This window comes from Iningainema tapete BLCC-T55 (genome assembly GCF_014698965.1).
GTDB classification, from domain to species: domain Bacteria; phylum Cyanobacteriota; class Cyanobacteriia; order Cyanobacteriales; family Nostocaceae; genus Iningainema; species Iningainema tapete.
Window position 1 is genome coordinate 1 of sequence record NZ_JACXAE010000042.1, and the last position, 20,838, is coordinate 20,838.

At 42.2% G+C, this 20,838-nt stretch carries 21 protein-coding genes and 2 pseudogenes; 15 read left to right on the plus strand and 8 right to left on the minus strand.

Going from position 1 to position 20,838, the window contains the following annotated elements; all coding sequences use genetic code 11:
• Positions 1–170: pseudogene (locus ICL16_RS11305) on the minus strand (photosystem II q(b) protein); the annotation flags it as partial.
• Between the two features lie 237 nt (positions 171–407).
• Here ICL16_RS11305 and ICL16_RS11310 point away from each other — a divergent pair.
• From ICL16_RS11310 to ICL16_RS11330, 5 genes are all read left to right on the plus strand, one after another.
• Entirely contained in the window at positions 408–977 is a 570-nt protein-coding gene (locus tag ICL16_RS11310) for a TetR/AcrR family transcriptional regulator (RefSeq protein WP_190827469.1), read from the plus strand.
• Positions 974–2,146 (plus strand): ABC exporter membrane fusion protein, encoded by a 1,173-nt coding sequence (locus tag ICL16_RS11315; RefSeq protein WP_190827471.1) that lies wholly within the window; start codon positions 974–976, stop codon positions 2,144–2,146. Before ICL16_RS11310 ends, ICL16_RS11315 begins: the two co-directional genes overlap by 4 nt.
• A 1-nt stretch (position 2,147) precedes the next feature.
• Positions 2,148–3,317, plus strand: a complete 1,170-nt coding sequence (gene devC, locus ICL16_RS11320) for an ABC transporter permease DevC (protein ID WP_190827473.1) — start codon at positions 2,148–2,150, stop codon at positions 3,315–3,317.
• A gap of 124 nt (positions 3,318–3,441) precedes the next feature.
• Positions 3,442–4,491, plus strand: coding sequence for an AI-2E family transporter (locus ICL16_RS11325; protein ID WP_190827475.1), 1,050 nt, complete (start codon positions 3,442–3,444; stop codon positions 4,489–4,491).
• A 51-nt stretch (positions 4,492–4,542) separates the two neighbouring features.
• The gene (locus tag ICL16_RS11330) at positions 4,543–5,256 is read left to right on the plus strand and encodes a DevA family ABC transporter ATP-binding protein (RefSeq protein ID WP_190827478.1); all 714 of its coding nucleotides are present in this window, start codon (positions 4,543–4,545) and stop codon (positions 5,254–5,256) included.
• 10 nt (positions 5,257–5,266) lie between these two features.
• Here the strand turns inward: ICL16_RS11330 and ICL16_RS11335 are convergent, their stop codons facing one another.
• The 5 genes from ICL16_RS11335 to ICL16_RS11355 form a co-directional block, all read right to left on the minus strand.
• The gene (locus tag ICL16_RS11335; protein ID WP_190827480.1) at positions 5,267–5,932 is read right to left on the minus strand and encodes a DUF6766 family protein; all 666 of its coding nucleotides are present in this window, start codon (positions 5,930–5,932) and stop codon (positions 5,267–5,269) included.
• 22 nt (positions 5,933–5,954) lie between these two features.
• Positions 5,955–8,024 carry a hypothetical protein gene (locus ICL16_RS11340; protein ID WP_202895501.1) on the minus strand — a complete coding sequence of 690 codons (2,070 nt, stop codon included), beginning with the start codon at positions 8,022–8,024 and terminating at the stop codon, positions 5,955–5,957.
• Between the two features lie 19 nt (positions 8,025–8,043).
• Positions 8,044–8,271, minus strand: a complete 228-nt coding sequence (locus ICL16_RS11345) for a hypothetical protein (protein WP_190827483.1) — start codon at positions 8,269–8,271, stop codon at positions 8,044–8,046.
• Positions 8,272–8,360: 89 nt separating this feature from the next.
• On the minus strand, positions 8,361–8,873 hold the full coding sequence (locus ICL16_RS11350) for an orange carotenoid protein N-terminal domain-containing protein (RefSeq protein WP_190827485.1): 513 nt from the start codon (positions 8,871–8,873) through the stop codon (positions 8,361–8,363).
• A gap of 380 nt (positions 8,874–9,253) precedes the next feature.
• Positions 9,254–9,745 (minus strand): orange carotenoid protein N-terminal domain-containing protein, encoded by a 492-nt coding sequence (locus ICL16_RS11355; protein WP_190827487.1) that lies wholly within the window; start codon positions 9,743–9,745, stop codon positions 9,254–9,256.
• 199 nt (positions 9,746–9,944) lie between these two features.
• Here ICL16_RS11355 and ICL16_RS11360 point away from each other — a divergent pair, with 199 nt between their 5' ends.
• A complete protein-coding gene (locus ICL16_RS11360) occupies positions 9,945–10,823 on the plus strand; it encodes an SDR family NAD(P)-dependent oxidoreductase (protein ID WP_190827489.1) in 879 nt (292 codons plus the stop codon).
• A 66-nt stretch (positions 10,824–10,889) separates the two neighbouring features.
• Here the strand turns inward: ICL16_RS11360 and ICL16_RS11365 are convergent, their stop codons facing one another.
• Positions 10,890–11,306: a DUF6335 family protein gene (locus ICL16_RS11365; protein ID WP_190827491.1), complete on the minus strand. Its 417-nt coding sequence runs from the start codon at positions 11,304–11,306 to the stop codon at positions 10,890–10,892.
• A gap of 568 nt (positions 11,307–11,874) precedes the next feature.
• Between ICL16_RS11365 and ICL16_RS11370 the strand changes: the two genes are divergently transcribed.
• From ICL16_RS11370 to ICL16_RS11410, 9 genes are all read left to right on the plus strand, one after another.
• Positions 11,875–12,279: a DUF2267 domain-containing protein gene (locus tag ICL16_RS11370; protein ID WP_190827493.1), complete on the plus strand. Its 405-nt coding sequence runs from the start codon at positions 11,875–11,877 to the stop codon at positions 12,277–12,279.
• A gap of 85 nt (positions 12,280–12,364) precedes the next feature.
• A complete protein-coding gene (locus tag ICL16_RS11375) occupies positions 12,365–13,465 on the plus strand; it encodes a DJ-1/PfpI/YhbO family deglycase/protease (RefSeq protein ID WP_190827495.1) in 1,101 nt (366 codons plus the stop codon).
• Between the two features lie 63 nt (positions 13,466–13,528).
• A complete protein-coding gene (locus ICL16_RS11380; protein ID WP_190827497.1) occupies positions 13,529–14,224 on the plus strand; it encodes an SRPBCC family protein in 696 nt (231 codons plus the stop codon).
• A gap of 68 nt (positions 14,225–14,292) precedes the next feature.
• Entirely contained in the window at positions 14,293–15,462 is a 1,170-nt protein-coding gene (locus ICL16_RS11385; protein WP_190827499.1) for a zinc-dependent alcohol dehydrogenase, read from the plus strand.
• A gap of 59 nt (positions 15,463–15,521) precedes the next feature.
• Positions 15,522–16,031 (plus strand): hypothetical protein, encoded by a 510-nt coding sequence (locus tag ICL16_RS11390; RefSeq protein ID WP_190827501.1) that lies wholly within the window; start codon positions 15,522–15,524, stop codon positions 16,029–16,031.
• 156 nt (positions 16,032–16,187) lie between these two features.
• Positions 16,188–17,357 (plus strand): zinc-dependent alcohol dehydrogenase, encoded by a 1,170-nt coding sequence (locus ICL16_RS11395; protein ID WP_190827503.1) that lies wholly within the window; start codon positions 16,188–16,190, stop codon positions 17,355–17,357.
• A 64-nt stretch (positions 17,358–17,421) separates the two neighbouring features.
• The gene (locus ICL16_RS11400) at positions 17,422–18,588 is read left to right on the plus strand and encodes a Gfo/Idh/MocA family protein (protein ID WP_190827511.1); all 1,167 of its coding nucleotides are present in this window, start codon (positions 17,422–17,424) and stop codon (positions 18,586–18,588) included.
• A 94-nt stretch (positions 18,589–18,682) separates the two neighbouring features.
• The gene (locus ICL16_RS11405) at positions 18,683–19,024 is read left to right on the plus strand and encodes a cupin domain-containing protein (protein WP_190827505.1); all 342 of its coding nucleotides are present in this window, start codon (positions 18,683–18,685) and stop codon (positions 19,022–19,024) included.
• 154 nt (positions 19,025–19,178) lie between these two features.
• A complete protein-coding gene (locus tag ICL16_RS11410; RefSeq protein ID WP_190827507.1) occupies positions 19,179–19,544 on the plus strand; it encodes a hypothetical protein in 366 nt (121 codons plus the stop codon).
• On the opposite strand, the pseudogene ICL16_RS11415 reads toward ICL16_RS11410, so the two are convergent.
• Positions 19,539–20,603: pseudogene (locus ICL16_RS11415) on the minus strand (ISKra4 family transposase). The gene ICL16_RS11410 and the pseudogene ICL16_RS11415 overlap by 6 nt on opposite strands.
• Between the last annotated feature and the right edge of the window lie 235 nt (positions 20,604–20,838).

Below are 20,838 nucleotides of genomic sequence, written 5' to 3' on the forward strand. Positions count from 1 at the left end.
GGAGGAGCAGCGATGAAAGCGATGATGAAGCAGATTGTTGCTGCTAGGAGGGTGGGGATCATCAATACGCCGAACCAGCCGATGTAAAGGCGGTTTTCGGTGCTGGTGATCCACTCACAGAACCGCTCCCATACGTTTGCACTACGTGCGCGTTGTAAAGTTGCTGTCATGGTAGGAATAATTGCGATGAACTAGTTATGTATGAATCAGGCTGTTTGTTTGCCTGTAATATTACTTTACATTTAGTTACCTAAATTAATCAAGAGTTATTTGTTTAATAAAACAAATAAAAATTATTAGTTTTACTTATTTATATTTCCTTGACATTACAACCGTCCAGACGGTAAATTAAAACTGTACCAGCCAGACGGTATAGTAAATCATTATCAGCATATATATTGATATTCATGAATGATCCGAAAAAGCCAAAAAGCTCAGCAACTCGTGAGGCAATTTTACAAGCTACTAGTCAAGTCATCCTTGAGCGTGGTGTGGAGAAGTTAACCCTAGACGCCGTTGCTCATCAGGCAGGTGTAAGTAAAGGAGGACTTCTTTACCATTTCCCTAGCAAGGAATCACTAGTTACCGGGTTGATTCATCAATTAAGAGATGAGTTTGAAACAAAGCTACAAGAAGAATACGATCAAGATGATGCGCCCGGTACGCCGGGACAGTGGATAAGAGCCTATGTGCGTGCAACTCTCCGCTTTAACAAGCAGCTTTTAGCCATTATTACGCATTTATCCAACGCAGCTGCTACTATCAATCCGGAGTTATTCGAGATTGCGCGGGAACAAGAAAAGCTTTGGCAGCAGAAAGTTCAAGAAAGTGGAATTGATCCAGTACGTGCAACCATCATTCAGTTAGCGATCGATGGTTTGTGGTTTAGCGAATCACTAGGTTTACCAAGCCCAGATGAGTCACTGCGCACGCAGGTTGTGGAAAGGCTATTAGCAATGACGAAGGAATCACCATGAGCTTACAACCACTTATATCCAAGTCTGCAAATCGATGGGTGCTTGCCTTGATAATTACGGCTACCGCAGTTACAGGCACAATGAGTTACTATGCTATCTCCAATACTCAAAAGGAAACATCAGCACCTGTACAAACTACTCCACCCGTGAGAAAAATCACTGCTTTAGGAAGACTTGAACCAGAGACAGAAGTAATCAAAGTATCTGTACCAGCAGCGATGAATAACGATCGCATTGCCCAACTCTTAGTGCAACGAGGCACGCGCATCAAAGCCGGTCAAGTCATTGCCATCTTAGATAGTCGAGAGCGCCTGCAAACTGCTCTAAAAGAAGCACAAGAACAAGTTCGAGTACTACAATCCAAATTAGCACAAGTCAAAGCCGGAGCCAAATCAGGAGAAATAGCAGCACAAAAAGCGCAAATTGTCAAGCTTCAAGCAGAACTACAAGGAGAAATAGCTACCCAAAGAGCCACAATTACCCGGCGCAAATCAGAAGTAAACAACGCCCAAGCAGAATACAACCGCTATCAATCACTTTACCGAGAAGGAGCAATCTCCGCCTCTCAATTCGACCAAAAAAGACTAGCATTAGAAACAACCCAAGCACAACTAAACGAAGCCCAATTCAACCAAAACCGTACAGTCGATTCATTACAAGCACAAATCAGCGAAGCCAAACAGACACTAAACAAAATAGCCGAAGTACGCCCAGTCGATATACAAGCAGCACAGACAGAAATAGATAGAGCGATCGCATCAGTCCAAAGAGCAAAAGCCGACCTCAAACAAGCAACCATACTAGCACCAACAGCAGGTACAATCCTAGAAATCTACGCCAAACCAGGAGAAGTAGTTGGTTCAAACGGCATAGCAGACTTAGGACAAACAGATCAAATGCAAGTAGTCGCAGAAATATACCAAAGCGACATAAGTAAAATCCGCCAAGGACAAAAAGCAACCATCACAGGAGAATCCTTCCCAGGAGAACTTAGTGGAACCGTCCAACAAATAGGACTCCAAATCAACAAACAAGAAATCGAAAGCAACCAACCAGGACAAAACCTCGATCAAAGAGTAATAAAAGTCAGAATTCGCCTCAACCCCCAAGACAGCAAAAGAGTAGCCAACCTAACCAACCTACAAGTCCAAACCACAATCATACCATAAAATGCTCAACAAACTAATACGTAAAACACCACTAGCATGGCTACAAGTAACACGAGAAAAAACTCGTCTAGCCATAGCCCTAGCAGGAATAGCCTTTGCAGACGTCCTCATGCTCGTCCAACTCGGACTCAAAGACGCCCTCTTCGACTCCGCCGCCAGCCCTTATCGTCCCCTGCAAGGAGAACTATTCATCATCAACCCCCTATTCAACAACCTACAAACAGTAAAAAGCTTTTCTCGACAACGCCTATATCAAGCAGCCGGAGTAGACGGAGTAGAATCAATTCGTCCCCTCTACATCGGGCGGGGGGAATGGCAAAATCCGCAAACCAAACTCAGTTATAGCATCCTCATCTTTGGCATCAACCCAAACAAACCAGTATTCAATCTCCCAGAAGCAAATCAACACTTAGATAAACTCAAAATGCTCAATCAAGTACTATACGATCAAGCAGGGCGAGAAAACTTTTTCGGCAACGTTACTGACACCCTTAAACATTCCAACTCCCTCAAAGTACAAATCAATGATTTTAATATTAAAGTAGTCGGAACCTTTACCCTGGGCGCATCCTTCGTAGCTGATGGCAACCTCATTAGTAGTGACTCTACCTTTTTACGCCTATTTCCTGAACGTCAACCCAACCAAATTGATGTAGGTTTGCTCAAATTAAAACCAGGTGCTAATATCAAACAAGTTCAAGCTAACCTGCAAGCTAGTTTACCCAAAGATGTTTTAGTTCTGACACTTGAAGAATTCACAGCACGAGAGAAAGCATATTGGTCTGATGGTAGCCCAATCGGTTTTATTTTTGGCTTTGGTGCAATTATCGGCTTTATTGTAGGTATCGTGATTGTGTATCAGATTCTCTACTCAGATGTTTCCGAACATTTGCCTGAGTATGCCACCTTAAAAGCGATGGGCTATGGTGATTCCTATCTAGTTGGAATTATTATTCAAGAGTCTCTAATTCTAGCATTCTTGGGTTTTTTGCCAGGATTTGTTCTTTCTACAGGACTCTATTATATTGCTAGAGCAGCAACATTGTTACCGATTGGCATGACGTTAAGCCGTGCGGTTACGGTGTTGATCCTAACTATTATTATGTGTAGTGCGTCAGGCGGAATTGCGATGCGCAAGTTACAAGCTGCCGATCCTGCTGATATTTTTTAAAAAATCATTTTTTGTCTTACGCAAAGACGCTAAGGAGAACACTAAAAAGTGTGTTTCTTTTGTCGCGATCGCCATGTCACAGTGAAGCAAATATTAACCAATTGTACTGCAATTGAGGTATCTGATGATTTCTATTCAAAAACTTCCTCGTTGGTTCAACTTAGGATTGACTTTCCCCATCATTTTTATTAACGGTTGGCTGATATTTTTACTTTGCCAATATCTACAGCCAATTGTTAGTATTCTGCTTACAGCTAGCCTGATTGCCTTCTTGCTAGACTACCCGATTATGCTTCTAGAACAAAGAGGCATGAAGCGAGGTTGGGCTGTTGGTTTAGTATTGCTCTTGGCACTCATGTTATTGGGAGTTCTAGGCTTAATCTTAGGTCCTCTGGTTTTTCAACAGCTTGTAGAGTTTGGCAACCATTTACCGACTTGGATTGAAGAAGCAAGACTTGAATTGCAAGCCTTAGACAAACAAACGCTGTTACAGTATCTACCCGTTGACTTAAGTGGAATCACAACTGAGTTGACAAATCAACTCTCTAGTACACTCCAATCTTTGACGGGTCAGATTATTAGTATAACACTCAATACCATTAATAGCGCTTTGAATCTACTTCTCACATTGGTTCTGACAATCTTTTTAGTTTTATATGGGAAAAACCTTTGGGACGAAATTGTCAGTTGGTTACCCTCTGCTTGGAATACTCTAATTCAGGCATCCCTCAAACAAAGTTTTCAAAATTACTTTGCAGCTCAAGCGATTACTGCATCTATTTTAAGTGTAACTTTACTAATTGCTTTTCTAGTTTTACAGGTTCCTTTTGCGCTACTGTTCGCTTTCTTAATTGGGGTAGCAAGCCTAATTCCGTTCGGGGGAGTTGTAAGTATCACGTTGGTGAGTTCACTGATTGTGTTTCAAGATGTTTGGTTGGGAATTAAGGTAGTGACGGCAGCGGTTATTTTAGGTCAAATTAACGAAACTGTAGTAGCTCCCCGGCTGATTGGGGGTATTACCGGACTTAATCCAGTAGTGGTGGTAGTCTCTCTATTGGTAGGAGCAAAGTTTGGCGGAGTTTTGGGGCTTTTAGTGGCTGTGCCTACAACCAGTTTTATTAAGAAAACAGCCGACACTTTGCGATGTTCTGATTGGAAAGATGAAATATCATAAACTTGAAAATATATAGCTGAGTACATAATCCGTTAACTTTCTTTAAATATTATGCAATCACTCACTGAACCTGTAATTTCTGCGCGAAATCTCAATCATTATTTTGGTCATGGCGAACTTCGCAAACAGGCGTTGTTTGATATTAACTTAGATATATATCCTGGTGAAATCGTCATTATGACAGGTCCTTCTGGATCTGGTAAGACGACTCTGTTAACTTTAATGGGTGGGTTACGCTCTGCGCAAGAAGGTAGTCTAAAAATTTTGGATCAGGAGCTACGTGGAGCAAGTAAACAACAATTAACTAAACTCCGTCGCAATGTTGGCTATATCTTTCAGGCACATAATTTGTTGACATTTTTGACGGCAAAACAAAATGTGCGCATGTCGTTAGAATTACATGATGAGATGCTCGACCAAGATATGGATGAGATCGCCTCTTCTATGTTAGAATCTGTGGGTTTAGGACAAAGAGTTGACTACTATGCAGACAACTTATCGGGGGGACAAAAGCAACGAGTAGCGATCGCTCGCGCCCTCATTAGTCGTCCCAAAATAGTTTTAGCAGATGAACCCACTGCTGCACTTGACAAAAAGTCAGGTCGTGATGTAGTGGAGATTATGCAAAAGTTGGCAAAAGAACAAGGTTGCACAATTCTGCTAGTAACTCACGATAACCGCATTTTAGATATTGCCGATCGCATTGTCTACATGGAAGACGGGCGTTTAGCAGATAATCCCGCAGCTACCACTATGGAACATTGATACTGTTAAGTCAATCTTCCCCAGTTTGCTCGTGCGGTGCATCAACGGGCTTAGATTCGGGTGAACCTTTTTGACGTAGAAATATAGATAAAACTACTAATGCACCAATTGATAAAAACTCACTTTGCCAGTTTTGAAACGATTCAAACCAAAAGCGGGAAGTGCCAAGGTACTCAATAACTGACACTGGCTTTTCGCCGTGCAGCACCTGTTCTCTGCTATACTCCTTTGCCCCACCAACTGCATGAAGGGCAAAGGACATAAAAAATAGTAGAAACAGAGCGATACTTAAAGAATTTTCATAAACTTTTTTCACCACGCCACCACGACGCACTGGTAAGGGAACTTTCTTGTCATGTGTTGATTCTTCAGGTTCGGCATCAACTGGTTCTTTGCCTTCGATTTTCTTAGAATCTGCTGCGCCTTTCTGCTTTAAAAAGGCAGTTAGTAGAACATACATCCCCATTTGGAGAAATTCACTTTCCCAGTTTTCAAATACTGCTTCAATGAAGTGACCGCTGCCAAGATACTCAATATAACCTATTTCGGGCTGTTTATATTGTTTTAACTCGTCATTATAGTCTTTATGTCCTGTGATTGTTTGACCAATTAAGGAGATAAAAAACAGCCCAAACATTGCTAAGGAAAGGCTGTTTTCACGAATAAAACGTCGCATAAGGGAAGATGAAGAGCGGTAACTAAGGCGATTGTACTGGCACTACCTCTGGCTCATCGTCGAGCGAGAGGAGGAATTCAATTAAATCACTTTGCTCTTGAGTAGTAAAACCAGCTTGTTTATCCACCCAGTAATTATGTCCACTACCATCAACGTTTGATTTTTGCAAGTCAGAATTTTGGCGGTTGGCTGCAACTACTAGTCTCCTCAAATTTCGATCCACAAGCGATCGCATACTAGCACTTGGATCTGGTAAAACACTATTTAATAGTGTACCTGTCATCCCCAATTGGTTAGGATTGACAATTTTTAAGTCATTTTCCTCTATTTTAAGCGCTTCTGGTCCCACAGCCACACCCCCATCATGTAAATATGGTGCAGTAACGTTAAGTCCAATTAAACTAGGCACTTTGTAGCCACCTGCATTACCAATGGCAAACGCGAGGTTGAAATCTTTTTCTGATGTAATATCTGTAGGTACATCCAACACAGGTGGATTTGCTGGTAGAGGAACTTTCACGTTGCTAGGATATGTCTGTGGAGGGACGAAATTACGTGCAAAAGCTGCTTGTGCCTTTGCCCGTGAAGGTTGAGATTTAATTTCCTGCTCAGCAATTACATGATTGTTGGTGAAATACCGCCCACTGTGACATTCTATGCAGCCTGCTTTAGTAAAAATTGCTGCCCCCCGTTGTAGAGACGCGCCATGGCGCGTCTCTACAGGTGGTGGTGCTAGGGAATTTTGGAATGCTGACATGCCATTCAATTGTGCGGCAACTGGCATTCCCGGAGAATTAGCCATTAACCCATCCAAGATAAAAGGTGAACCCTTGGGAAATCCTGGCATCTTAACCACCTCATTCATCGCTGGTGTACCAGGAGTGGGATCAATTTTTTGGAGAAATTCTGAGGGTTTAGCCCCTTGTGGCAACTTAAAGGCTGGATTTGCTGAGTTTTGTAGAATTACACCCAAGTAAGTTTCTTTATCAATGCCTAGTAACTGCTTACTTGCATCAGCACCTGTTGTCAAGTCTGAATTGGTAGCATGAACGTTACTATTAAGTGTAGTCAAACCGTGAAACCAACCAATTGCCGCATTACCACTCCAACCGTAAGGATATGCAGCGAAAGTGTAGGAAGGTGGATTTTGGGAAGGATTGTTGACATTATCACCTGTAGAATCAAAGTTACCTGGTGCCCAAGTCAGAAATGCTTCATCAACTGCTTCTTCCAAGGCTTTGACATTTGGTAGACGTGCTTGCTTATCCTCTGCCTTAATGTAAGTATGTTCACCACGGCGAATTGTTAAAGGATTAACACCAGTTTGGCGAAACCAAGCTGCTGAGTTACTAGCTAATGCTAGAATTAACCCTGTATCTAGGTCATTATTGGGTGCGCCTTCTAAAATACGTCCAGTATTTTTATCAACAGCAGCATGACAGGAAGCACAAGTAATACCAACACGAATCTTACCCTCGTTGATATGGGTGATAACTCCTAAGGGAAACAGAGAATTAGCTGGCACGTCAAGCCCAGTGTTGAGGATATCACCTTTTTTGAAGGTGCGACCTCCCACCTTCATATCTCTATCCATCGTCACCTGAAGATTTGTTGTATGCTTTCCGCCCAAGGCTAGTATAGCTTTTGTCAAGTTCGCAATGTTTAATGGACCGTTGAGAATGCCAGTCACATCAGTTAAGAAAACTTCATTACCAAAGGTTTCTGTATAAAAAGCTTTGCGCCCAAGGGAAATCAAATCTTCAGTAACAGCAACAGCACCGTTATCTGCTGACAGTAGTTGTTTCCCTTCGGTTGTTTTGAGCAGTGCTGCTTGTTCCTTACTAATTACTTTACCTAACACATCATAAGAACCAATCTCCTGCTCTGTAGGATGGGTAAACGGTGTATATGTGTTGTTAATACTTGGTGCGCCTGGAATAGTAATATCTATTTTATATGCCCAGAACCCTATTAATAGACTCAAACCTAACAGAATTATTATCCTGCGTAAAACAGAGAAGCCAGTACTAGGTATTTTATCTGGATTTGGATGGCGAGTGCTCTGCGTTTTTGCTTCTTGAGAAGACAACATAAGTGTTTAATTTAATTTTTTAGTATGCTGTACCGCACCTAGCATCAACAACTGCTGCTGGCTGATTTCTATTTTGTTCTCGGCAATATAAAGTTTGAGCCAAACGTTGCTGATAAAAAAATCGATGCGCAACCCAACCAATCGGTGTACCAGCTATTACACCGATTATTAAACCTGTAATTAGGCTATAAATAAGATGCTTTCTTTTCAGCGTATTGCCTCTGACAACAGTTTCTTCTCTTACCATAATCCTGCCACTAATTGTTAATAAACAAGTAAATGTAGGATGGCACTCCACCCTACAATTGATGCCAACAGATCAAAATTAAAGCTTGCTTACAAAACGACTTTTAAAAAAGACACTAAGTCTTCTGTATTTAGAGATTCAAGTAAGTTCAATACTTGTGTTGCTGGCTGAGTTAGTTGAAAATCACTAGGAATACCAACAAAACCGCTTCCCAATTTTTGGGCTACCAAATACCAGAAAGCCAACTTACCTTCAGAGTTCATTGAGCCATATTTATGGGTAGGAAGTTTAGTTCCACCACCAGTAACCAATTCACCCAATGCTTTGCTAGGATTTGGATCAAGCATCGTTGCATCTTGATCAGTTTTTTCTGCTGGTAACAAGTCACGCAGAGCAGATACTTGTTCTTCTTGTGACAATTTCTCAACTTGTGTTACCAAGCTTTGTGCATCTTGGGTTGGTAATGCATCTTTAGCATTAGCAGGAATTGCTGAAGATATTTTAGTATAAAGTGACGCTAGCACAGCTAGGCGATCATCTATATCTAAAGATTGGAATGCTGATACAGCTTCTTCTATGCGATTGACATTTGTCGAAGTCACGGCGAGCTCCAGTAAATTAGTTACAAGTTCTTTGCTGAGAATTACGTTTTGGTAGTAGAAGCTGAAATAAGTCTCTATGGAAACTTAGTAACTCCGACGCAACCAAGTTTCTCTCTTCATGTCTCTATTAAGATTAGAAATTTCAGTTCTATCTTAGTGACTGTATAAAGATAGAGAAATGAGAAAAATCAAATATATTTATACCTATCTAAAGAGAGATGTTTGAGTTTGTAATAAATATAAATATTTAAGTGTCAAAGTCAAAGGCGTGACGGCTTTAGGGTGCGTCGAATAAAAAGAAAAACCTAGATAAACACAGGGAAAAGAAAAGTTTTATCTCTGTGCCTATCTAGGTTTTTTATTTTGCCCTTACAAAATTTTTAAATTTCTGCACCAGCTTTTGGCTCAGCACCAAAAGGCGCTACATAATCACGGAAAAGAGTAATTTGCTGTTCAAACTCCAATCCTTTAATTTTGTTTAATAATTCTTGAGCTTGTGATGGTAGTTGATAGCTAGGAGGCACAGGAATGATTGTAGCATTATCCATGCCCTGAGCTAGACGATACCAAAACAGTAGTTTGGTAGTCTCGCTCATCGAGCCATACATACGGGTGTATTGATTATCTACTTTGTTAATTAAATCGCGCTGAAATTGTAATTGTTCTTCGTGAGATTTTTCTTTGATTTGATTAAACAAACCATCAGCAACTTCTGTAGAAACGGTGCTTGCACCAGGAGCAGCAGGTGTGATAGCGCCACCCATTTCTTTGTAAATAAACCAAAATAAACCTAATTGTTCATCAACACCTAAACTTTGAAAAGCTTGAACGTGTTCGCGAATAGTTGGATCGTTAGTTTGAGTGTATGTCATGATTAACCCCGATTGCTATAAATCACTATCAATAGCAACACTATCAGAGGTAGTTTCGGTGTTTAACCCTACTGAAGACAGATGTATCTCAATCACAGAGAAGAACAATTAGAGAAGAACAGGAGTCAGCCGTACAGACGCTCCGCCGGAGCGTCTGTACAAAAGTCATTATTTTTACTATTAGCCATGAGGAGGAAATATGGTAAATGGACGCTTAGAAGGTAAAGTGGCGATTGTTACTGGTGCTGGTGCGGGGATTGGAGAAGCTGTTGCGCACAAATTTGCGAAAGAAGGCGCATCAGTAGTTGTTAATGGACTACCTGATGATCCGATTGAGGATGTAGTTAAGTCTATTAAACATTATGGGGGTAAAGCGATCGCCTACGCGGGAGACGTTTCTCAAGAATTTCACGCTCAAAACTGTGTGCAAACAGCAATTAATGCTTACGGTAAATTGGATATTTTAATTAACAATGCAGGAGTCTTTCTCGCCACAGCCGAGACTCAGGATTACCCTGTTGATGTGTTTGATGATACTCTTCGCCTGAATCTGCGCTCAGCATTTTTGATGGCTAAGTATGCACTACCACATTTACAGAAAACTCGCGGTAATATTGTTTCCGCAGGTTCTGAAGCTGGTTATAATGGCTTGGCATACAACACAACCTATGGCGGTACTAAAGGTTGGATGCATTCTTTTATGCTTGGTGTAGCTGTAGAACAGGCAAAATACGGTGTCCGTGCCAACTGCGTATGTCCCGGTGCAATTGATACTGCTTGGACACATAAAGAAGAAGGACCAATGAATGCCAAGATGGAGAAAACACTTATTGATGCAACACCTTTGGCGCGACGTGGTACACCAGAAGAAATAGCTAATGTCTATGCTTTTATTGCTTCTGATGAAGCTAGTTATGTGACAGGTGCATTATGGTTAGCAGATGGTGGTGTAACTACCGCTAAGGGAGCAGCAGGCGCAGATACACCTATTTGGATGCGCTTTGCTCCTAAAGGTGAGCTACGCTTAGATCATTCTCAAGAAGGACTGGAAAATAAGGAAACTCAGACGTTGATATAGAGGAGTAGGAGAGCAGGGGGGCAGGGGAGAATTAGAGTTTATTTTCTCCTCCACTCCCAAACTCCCTCACTCCCGACGTTCTTGATAATCCTCAGAAGATTTGGGATCTAATTCCCAGCGTTGGTCATCGCGTTGCTCTAAAATATCTTCTGTGCGGAGAAATGCGCGATCGTCCATTTCTAAACCAACAGCTGCTTCTAATTCCTCAGTCACATTTTGATCTGGAGTAGCGACGGTACCACCAACCGCCTCATCACCTACTGCATCTGCGTCTTCCCAGTATGCATCTACGTCACCGCCTGTGAGTTCGGGACTAGTGTGGGTGTACTCGCTTCTTTCCTCCTGCATGGTTCGCCCACCAATATTATATCCTGGCAGATCTTTCACGCCAGTACCGTAGGATTCGGTAATTTCTTGGGGCAAATCAGAGGATTGTTCTTCATTGTTAACTTTTTGCTGTGCTAAATCTTTTTGTTCCGCCATAATTAAGCGTCCTTACTGCATCCTCACAATAACGCTTTCTGCGCAAAGGATTGTACTCCAAAAGAACTATCACTCTAGAAATAAATCAATCTCTCTCTATAGAGCGAAGAGAAGCTAGTAATTAATGCGTAGGCTTATGGGTATAAATTCACGCTATGGCCACTTCAAACCAGGTTATGAGTTAGGAATGACTAGTTATTCTTTAACTCAGCATTTATGCAGGTCTTCTAACTCATGGCTCCATAACCTTTTTTATCATCTAAGCTATGTTGAACAGTTTTCTGTCTTTCTCAAGATGTATAAATTACAAACTAATAGATATCTCTTAAGAGCGAAGAAAACCTATTTTTTTATGGTCATCATAGAGGTAAGAATTCATGGTTAAGTCACTGAATGAAAGTTAGGTCTTATGAGTTAGGGGTTATCAAGACACTTAAAGTTAACTACCTATTCATAACACCTAACTATTTTTTATTTAAATTAATTAAATTAAGTTTGAGATTTAGTAAAAAAAATTTACAAAAAATAACAAAGACAGCAAGTGCTAATTTGTAAGGGGAGGTAAAAAATGAAGTACGACCAATTTATCAAACATGTCCAAAGCTTCGCCCAATTGGATTCTCGTGAAGAAGCAGAACGTGCCACTCGTGCAACTTTAGAAGTAATCAGAGATCGCATCGTAGGCGATGAAGCCAAAGATTTAGCATCTCAATTACCAAAGGAACTAGGAGAATACTTGCATGGGCGTGAGGGTGAAAACGGTCAATTCTTTTCTCTGCAAGAGTTTGTTCAGCGTGTAAGTGAAAAAGAAGGTGTAGAACCTACAGATGCTGTGATTCATATTCGTGCTGTATTTGCAGTACTACAAGATGCTGTGTCACCAGGTGAATTTACAGATCTGCAAGCAAATTTCTCAGATGATTATGCCGAATTGTTTGCACCAGGCTCAAGAACTAGAGAAGTATCTGCTTAGGGAATATTTGTAGGGACGAAGGGCTGTTCTTTTCTATACTAGGGCGAAGATGATCAATAAACATTAGTATCCAACGGGAAACAAAATGACAAGCTCTAATAATCATTCCAGTAAGAAAAAAGTTGCCATCCTGATTGAAAACGACGTAGAGGATGCAGAATTTGAAGTACCATACAATGCGCTCAAACAAGCAGGGATGGAAGTATTTGTCCTTGGTTCCCGAATGAACGAGAAATATTCGGGTAAGCGTGGAAAGGTTTCTGTGAATCCAGACGGCACAACAACAGAAGCGATCGCATCTGATTATGATGCTGTAATTATACCTGGTGGTATGGCTCCTGACAAAATGCGCCGCAACCCCAACACAGTACGCTTCGTCCAAGAAGCAATGCAGCATGGACTCATAGTAGCTGCTGTTTGTCACGGACCACAACTTTTGATTGAAGGCGACTTACTCAAAGGTAAAACAGCTACTGGCTTCTTGGCTATTCGCAAAGACATGATTAACGCTGGCGCTAATTATGTAGACGAGCCTTTGGTAGTTGATGGTAATTTAATCACATCGCGTCAACCAGGTGACTTGCCAATCTTCTCTACAGCTATTTTGAGTCGTCTCGGTTACGGCGGTAAAGATGCTGCTTTACCTGATGAGAGAGACGAAAAGGCTGAATGGTGGAAACTGGCTACTGCCTGGGGTGGTTCAACCAAAGGCGAGATTGTCAAGGGTTTGAATACTGCTTTAGCTGGTGAGCGTTATTCTCTCGAAGCTTTAGAAAAGTATGCTGAGAAAGAATCAGATGCAGAAATTAAGTCTACCTTCCAACAGATGATAGCCAACAAGCACGAAAACATTAAAATTTTGGAAGAGCGTCTGAATCATTTAGGTGAGAAACCTTCTTTAACAGCAAATATCGCTAACCAGTACGCAAAGCTAAAAACTGCTTTCACCGGCAGCGATGATATTTATCAGTTACGTTCTGCATTAGGCGACGTACAAACAGGTATCGGTGATATCGGCAGCCTAATGGCAGCATTCACCGATCCTGTAACAACTGTTATTTTCACACACATCTACAAAGACCTACTGAGATACGAGCAGCGACTCGTAAATCTGTATCGCACACGAGTAGGTAGTGAGATGAAATCAGCCAAACCCACTACAGCTGCTGCAATGTCATCAATGTAACGAAAAATTGTAGAGACGTTCCGGCGGAACGTCTCTACGTACAAAAATAAAGGAAACAATAAAATGGAATATATATCAGGAGATAAATCGAGTCAAAATCAAACCGAAGCTGGAGAAACTGAGCGTTGGGCTTCACTCATAGGCGGTAGTGCAATGGTATTACTCGGTTTGAAACAACGTTCTCTCAGAGGTGTTTTGACAGCTTTAGCAGGTGGCGGTCTAATTTATCAAGGCGCAACTAAACAAAGTACAATTAAGCAGGTACAAGAAGCAGTGGGTGTTAATCAAGCTATTAAGGTAGAAAAAACGGTAACAATTAATAAACCCGCAGACGAACTTTACCGCTATTGGCATGATTTTGAAAAACTACCCACATTTATGAAGCATTTAAAATCAGTGAAGGTGCTTGACAACAAGCGTTCTCACTGGGTTGCTACTGCACCTCTGGGCGCAAGTGTGGAATGGGATGCAGATATTATTGAAGACAGAGTAAATGAGTTTATTTCTTGGGCTTCGGTAGAAGGTGCAGATGTAGATAACTCTGGTTTTGTTCGTTTTAAAAAAGCACCTGGTAATCGTGGTACAGAAGTAAAAGTTGTAATTGAATATAATCCTCCTGGTGGGGGATTAGCATCTGTTTTTGCTAAACTTTTTGGTGAAGAACCAGAACAGCAAATAGGGGATGATTTGCGCCGCTTTAAAATGTTGATGGAAGCAGGCGAAATCGCTACAACTGAGGGACAACCAAAAGGTGGGTAATAGTCATTTGTCCTTTGTTAATAATGAATGAATAATGACCAATGACTAATTACTAATTACTAATTACTATGAAAGCAGTATGTTGGCATGGTGCTAATGATGTGCGGGTGGAAACAGTACCAGATCCAAAAATAATTAATCCCCGCGACATAGTTCTTAAAATTACATCAACGGCAATTTGTGGCTCAGATTTACATATATATGGTGGCTATATCCCAACAGTGCAACCTGGTGATATAATCGGTCACGAATTCATGGGGGAAGTTGTAGAGGTAGGTAAGGGTGTTGACAATTTGAAAGTAGGCGAGCGCGTAGTTGTTCCATCTACTATCGGTTGTGGGAAATGCCATTACTGTGAACATGATATGTGGTCGTTGTGTGATAACTCCAACCCCAACGGTTGGATAGAAGAGAAATTATTTGGTAATATCACTTCAGCAATTTACGGCTACTCCCACGCCTTTGGTGGTTACGCGGGCGCACAAGCAGAATATGTGCGCGTACCCTTTGCTGATGTGGATGTTGTTAAAGTACCAAAAGAATTGCCGGATGAAAAGCTACTGTTTATCTCCGATGCAATTCCTACAGGTTATATGGGCGCGGAATTATGTGATATTAAACCCGGTGATACTGTAGCTGTTTGGGGTTGCGGAGCGGTAGGACAATTTGCTATGATTAGTGCCTATATGATGGGCGCTGAAAAAGTCATTGGTATTGATCGCTTTCCCGAACGTTTAGAAATGGCTAAACAATTCGCCAAAGCAGAAGTTATCAACTATGAAGAAGTTGATGCAGGCGAAGCATTAAGAGAAATGACTGGTGGACGCGGTCCCGATGCGTGTATTGATGCTGTAGGATTAGAAGCACACGGCGTAGGTTTTGAAGATTTTTACGATCAGACAAAGCAAAAGTTACGCTTAGAAACTGATCGTCCTCATGTATTACGACAAATGATACTTGCTTGTCGTAAAGGCGGTACTCTTTCGATTATGGGTGTTTACGGTGGCTTTGTTGATAAAATGCCACTAGGTGCAGCTTTCAATAAAGGATTAACTTTAAGAATGGGACAAATGCACGGTCAGAAGTATATGCATTTGTTGTTAAAGTTAATTTTGGATGGAAAACTCGATCCATCTTTTGTTGTTACCCATCAATTACCCTTAGAACAAGCTTCCCACGGATACCATATATTCCAACAGAAAAAGGACAACTGTATTAAAGTTGTTCTCAAACCATGAAATAGGAAATTGGGCGGGAAGAAAACCAATTTCCTGGCAAAATAAATCGGAGGAGTTTTATGAAAATCATGTCTTTAGTTAAAAAGTTGCGTCTACGTCAAATTATCACAGTTCTTTTGGTAGTTTTAACTGTTTTCATCACGCCAGTTTTTGGAAATAGCACACTACAAGCCCAAGCTGATGATAGACTAGATTCTTCATTGGGTAGATACTATAAAGGAGAACCTTCTGGTGGAAGCTCTGGTACAAGAGTTGATACAACTACAACCCATAACGATAACAAAGTTGTAGACAGCGCTAAAAAGAGTATCAAAGAAACTGCTGATAATGTTCGTAACACTCTCAATACAGACACAGTAAATACTCCAGAAGGTAAATATTACAAAGCTACACCTGATGTAAACGCTACTAGTGGCGGCGGAAATATTCTGGAACAAGTCCAAGAAAGCTTGAAGGAAACTGCTGAAACTGTCACAGAAAAACTCAATTTAAATGAGGAAACACCTCGTGCTACTAAAGAGTTTTTACAAAATCCGCAAAAAGAAGTAGAAAAGAGTTTGAACCAATAATCGGCTAAGTAGGGTGGGCAATGCCCACCACTTCTAAGTTTTTTTGGGAGCCGAAACTACGTATATTTCAAAAAACAAATAGTAACCCTATAGGCAATAAAGAGTAGAAAAAACTATTCACTATTCCCAAATCTAAATTACTCAGGATTAATAATTATGAAAGCAGTTTGCTGGCACGGTTCTGGTGATGTACGTGTAGATACAGTGCCAGATCCCAAAATACTAAACCCTCGTGATGCAATTATCAAAATCACTTCAACAGCGATTTGCGGTTCAGACTTGCACCTATACAGCGGCTTTATCCCCACCATGCAAAAAGGAGATATCCTTGGGCATGAATTTATGGGGGAAGTTGTCGAACTTGGTAGTGCAGTGAAAAATGTGCAGGTAGGCGATCGCGTCGTTGTTCCCTTTACAATATCATGTGGTAACTGCTTTTTCTGCCAACAGGATTTATGGTCTTTGTGCGATAACTCTAACCCCAACGGTTGGATGGCAGAAAAAATCATGGGTCATTCACCTGCTGGTTTATTTGGATACTCTCATATCTTCGGAGGTTACGCAGGCGGTCAAGCAGAGTATGCCAGAGTTCCTTTTGCAGACGTAGGCTTGTTCAAAATTCCCGATGGCTTAACAGACGAGCAAGTATTATTTTTAACAGACATTTTTCCCACAGGTTACATGGCAGCAGAAAACTGCCACATCAAACCAGGTGACATAGTAGCAGTCTGGGGTTGTGGTCCTGTAGGACAATTTGCCATTACCAGCGCCTACCTACTCGGTGCAGAACGTGTAATTGCTGTAGATCGTATCCCCGAACGCTTGCAAATGGCAAAAGAAAATGGTAAAGCAGAAGTCCTCAACTACGAAGAAGTAGATGTCGGTGAAGCCATCAAAGAAATGACCGGAGGACGGGGACCTGATGCAGTAATTGATGCAGTAGGATTAGAAGCACACGGTACAGATTTTATCGCCTTCTACGACAAAGTAAAACAAGCAGTACGTTTAGAACCAGACCGACCAACAGCCCTACGTCAAGTAATATTAACATGTGGCAAAGGTGGTCATGTCTCCATAGCAGGAGCTTACGGTGGCTTTGTAGACAAACTGCCAATGGGAGCAGCAATGAACAAAGCCCTAACCTTCAAGATGGGACAAACCCACGTCCATAAATACCTGCGCCCCTTACTTGAACACATTCAAAACGGCGACATTGACCCAACATTCATCATTACCCATCGCCTACCCCTAGAACAAGCACCCCACGGCTACGAGATCTTCAAAAACAAAAAAGACAACTGCATCAAAGTAGTACTCAAACCATAAAGTCATCTGTCCTTTGTCCTTTGTCCTTTGCAAATGACAAATGACAAATGACAAAAAACGAACTATGTTTGACTCATTAAAAAAAGAACTTACACGCCGTACACTTTTACATAAAGCAAGTTTTGGATTAATGGGGCTGAGTGTCATCAGCAGTGCAGGACAAATTCTCCAACCTAGCCGTACCCTAGCCCAAACGTCCCCATCACTACCACCAGAAAAAAAACTCGGATGGGCAGTAGTCGGCTTAGGCAAATTTGCCACCCAACAAATCATGCCTTCATTTGCCGAATGTAAACAGTCAAAATTGGTAGCATTAGTTAGTGGCGATCGCGCCAAAGCCGAAAAATACGCACAGCAATACGGCATCAACCCAAAAAATATATACAACTACCAAAACTACGACAGCATCCGCAACAACCCAGAAGTAGACGTTATCTACATCATCCTACCCAACGCTTTACACGCAGAATATAGCATTCGTGGAGCGCAAGCAGGCAAACACATCATGTGTGAAAAGCCAATGGCAGTCACCATCGAAGAATGCCAAGCAATGATCAACGCCGCCAAAAAAGCCAACCGTAAACTAATGATCGCCTACCGCGCCCAATACGAACCATACAACCTTGCCGCCATAGAACTAGCAAGAAGCGGACAACTAGGCAAAATAAAAGCGATCGTCTCAGATCACGGACGAAACCTCGACCCCAAAGATCCCGCCGACACATGGCGTATGCAAAAAAAACTAGCAGGCGGAGGTTCCCTCTACGACATAGGAATCTATAGCCTACAAGCCACAAGATACATCACAGGCGAAGAACCAATAGAAATCAGCGCCATCACCCACAGCACCCCCAACGATCCCCGCTTCCGAGAAATCGAAGAAAACGTCAACTTCACACTCCGCTTCCCCAGCGGAATCCTCGCCAACTGCAGCTCCAGCTACGGCTACTCCGACACCAAACGCATTCAAGTATTTGGTTCCGACGCCACCCTAGAACTAGATCCCGCCACCGACTACTACAAACATCGCCTCACAATCAAACGCAAAAACGGAATAGAAGAAAGAAACATCCAAGAAAAAAACCAATTCGCCCTAGAAATAGACCATCTCTCCGAAAGCATCATCAACAACAAACAACCCAAAACACCAGGCGAAGAAGGACTACAAGACGTCCGACTCATGCAACTAATCTACCAAGCATCCCGCACAGGCAAAACCATCAAAATCTAAAAACAACCCCCCTCCTCTTTCCTCCTCCTTCTTATTCTCTGCGATCTGGTGCGCCTCTGCGGTTCATTCTTCCATACATATCAAGGAAACCAACATGTCAGACACAAGCGTAAAAAAAGTAGACTCCACCCACTCCCCCAAAGGACAATTAGGACAAAAATACCTAGCCTCCGGCAAAACAGTATCAATGCGACTTTGGGAAGACGAGCAACCCAACGAACCCAAAGAATCAACAGCAAGAGAATACGAAACAGTAGGATACGTAATCAAAGGACGTGCCGAACTCCACATCGAAGGACAAGTAGTACTGCTAGAACCAGGAAACTCCTGGGTAGTACCAAAAGGCTCCTCCCACACCTACAAAATCCTCGAACCATTCACCGCAGTAGAAGCAACCAGTCCACCAGCACAAGTTCACGGACGCGACGAAAATTAAATCTCTCCTAGTCCTCTTCCAGAGGACTTTAGCTTTCAGCCAGGGACTTCTAGTCCCTGGCTTTTAAAATAACAATAAAATGGTAAAAATTTTTTGAGGTAATTATAGAGATAAAGCAATTATTCGCATTTGAATTTTTGGAGTTAGGCAAAGGATGAAAATACAAAAGCAAAATGTCAAGCAGCTTGATTACAGCCAAGAAAATGCATCCAATGCGTTTGTACCTAACCCCCCTACCTTTTCAAGCTTTGGCTGCTGGGAGAATATCCATTTTGAACACCATCAACAACCTGCCTTTGAAGTAGCCGAACATCAGCATACATGGCACACTATTGCTTATGGTCATCTTGGCGGCTCATTAGGAGAAAGATGGTTGGATGGAAAAATCGAAACAGAAACGCGGCATCAGGGAGACATTGCCATTATTCCTGCTGGTATTTCCCATCGCTGTAATTGGGATACCTCAGCCCAGTTTACGATTTTAGCAATTGATCCCGTACGGGAGCATGTCACTTTATAGAGAGAATAAACCGTTGAGATAAGCAGCGCTCCGGGGCAAGCACTTGAGGAACATTTTCAGCATTCCACTGTGCTCCAGAAATTTGAATGCGGCGGTCGATTTGTTTAATGGCTGACTCCACTGCTCCAGAACCAATCGAACAGATACCTTCCGCTTGGTAGTAAGAATAATTCACAATCCGATGTCGATGTTTTTCCAGGTATCGACAGAAGTTCTGCGCCTGCTTAGCTTTGAGGTCAGTAAACAAGGCGATGGCATCATCCACGTTCCCATTCCATAAGAAGGTTTCGGCTTGCCGCAAGCGTTTGATAGAACCACCCACCTTGTGGAGATTCTCCCTATCGGTGATACCAGTCGAGGATTTCACGGCGTTGCAGTGGGGTGGCAATTTGGGCGACGATATTCCACACCCCCTGAAAGTCCATCACCAAGACAAGCGATGGGCGTGGCGTCATGTTGAGCGTTCACCCAGTCAATTAGGAAGGGATTATTTTGGAAATTCGCCACCACGCCTGAGTCGGTATCAATGGCTTTGTAGTCTCGCCAGATGGACGGTTCGCCCTCCTGAGTACGGAGTCTGACTTTCCCGCCATCCACGCAAACTTCGCGTCGGGGCGTATCGATCGTGGGCAATGGAAAGTCATACCCTTGCACGCTTCCGCTGTTGAGTCTTTGCACTCACCTCAATCCCCGTGAGCATCAAGACATCTGCTTGTGCATTGGCGTAGCTGACATTAGCACTTACCCGTAAACAACACAGTTCTAAATAGGGACTAATTTGTTTGCCTTGGACCAGATTCAGGACTTGGGCTTGTTCACTGCTAATGGGTACATTGCCCAAAATGCTTTTTACCGTGCGGGTGTATCCCTCAGTTGTCCCTGTAATCCCTGTGATAAAAAAACTCCCAGTTGCGGACTCACATGTTCCTGGAGTTGTGAGCGAATCACCACTTCAATCTCTCCAAGGTTCGTCATTCGACTTTTATCGGCATCGGCATACAGGATTTTCGCAATTTCCTGAATGTGTTGATCCAGTTTCTGTTTTTCTTCGGGAGTCATTGCTTATGCCTCTGAGACGCGAACTTTACCCTATTATCATTTTTCTACCAAGAAAGTGACATGCTCCCATCCCGTACTCCTCAAACAAGTCGGTGAGGAATTAGTTGATCGCGATCGCATTCAACTAATTCCTCACTTTATGTCCGAGCAAGACGTACTTAGGGCTTGCTGACAAAGTAGAAAAAGGTAACACTGTGCGGATTGTAAACCTTATACGTCTTGTTAAGTGCAAGAA

Coding starts and splice junctions, on each gene's coding strand:
- ICL16_RS11310 (WP_190827469.1), top strand. CDS start 408: ATGAATGATCCGAAAAAGCCAAAAAGCTCAGCAACTCGTGAGGCAATT.
- ICL16_RS11315 (WP_190827471.1), top strand. CDS start 974: ATGAGCTTACAACCACTTATATCCAAGTCTGCAAATCGATGGGTGCTT.
- devC (WP_190827473.1), top strand. CDS start 2,148: ATGCTCAACAAACTAATACGTAAAACACCACTAGCATGGCTACAAGTA.
- ICL16_RS11325 (WP_190827475.1), top strand. CDS start 3,442: ATGATTTCTATTCAAAAACTTCCTCGTTGGTTCAACTTAGGATTGACT.
- ICL16_RS11330 (WP_190827478.1), top strand. CDS start 4,543: ATGCAATCACTCACTGAACCTGTAATTTCTGCGCGAAATCTCAATCAT.
- ICL16_RS11335 (WP_190827480.1), bottom strand. CDS start 5,932: ATGCGACGTTTTATTCGTGAAAACAGCCTTTCCTTAGCAATGTTTGGG.
- ICL16_RS11340 (WP_202895501.1), bottom strand. CDS start 8,024: ATGTTGTCTTCTCAAGAAGCAAAAACGCAGAGCACTCGCCATCCAAAT.
- ICL16_RS11345 (WP_190827483.1), bottom strand. CDS start 8,271: ATGGTAAGAGAAGAAACTGTTGTCAGAGGCAATACGCTGAAAAGAAAG.
- ICL16_RS11355 (WP_190827487.1), bottom strand. CDS start 9,745: ATGACATACACTCAAACTAACGATCCAACTATTCGCGAACACGTTCAA.
- ICL16_RS11360 (WP_190827489.1), top strand. CDS start 9,945: ATGGTAAATGGACGCTTAGAAGGTAAAGTGGCGATTGTTACTGGTGCT.
- ICL16_RS11365 (WP_190827491.1), bottom strand. CDS start 11,306: ATGGCGGAACAAAAAGATTTAGCACAGCAAAAAGTTAACAATGAAGAA.
- ICL16_RS11370 (WP_190827493.1), top strand. CDS start 11,875: ATGAAGTACGACCAATTTATCAAACATGTCCAAAGCTTCGCCCAATTG.
- ICL16_RS11375 (WP_190827495.1), top strand. CDS start 12,365: ATGACAAGCTCTAATAATCATTCCAGTAAGAAAAAAGTTGCCATCCTG.
- ICL16_RS11380 (WP_190827497.1), top strand. CDS start 13,529: ATGGAATATATATCAGGAGATAAATCGAGTCAAAATCAAACCGAAGCT.
- ICL16_RS11385 (WP_190827499.1), top strand. CDS start 14,293: ATGAAAGCAGTATGTTGGCATGGTGCTAATGATGTGCGGGTGGAAACA.
- ICL16_RS11390 (WP_190827501.1), top strand. CDS start 15,522: ATGAAAATCATGTCTTTAGTTAAAAAGTTGCGTCTACGTCAAATTATC.
- ICL16_RS11395 (WP_190827503.1), top strand. CDS start 16,188: ATGAAAGCAGTTTGCTGGCACGGTTCTGGTGATGTACGTGTAGATACA.
- ICL16_RS11400 (WP_190827511.1), top strand. CDS start 17,422: ATGTTTGACTCATTAAAAAAAGAACTTACACGCCGTACACTTTTACAT.
- ICL16_RS11405 (WP_190827505.1), top strand. CDS start 18,683: ATGTCAGACACAAGCGTAAAAAAAGTAGACTCCACCCACTCCCCCAAA.
- ICL16_RS11410 (WP_190827507.1), top strand. CDS start 19,179: ATGAAAATACAAAAGCAAAATGTCAAGCAGCTTGATTACAGCCAAGAA.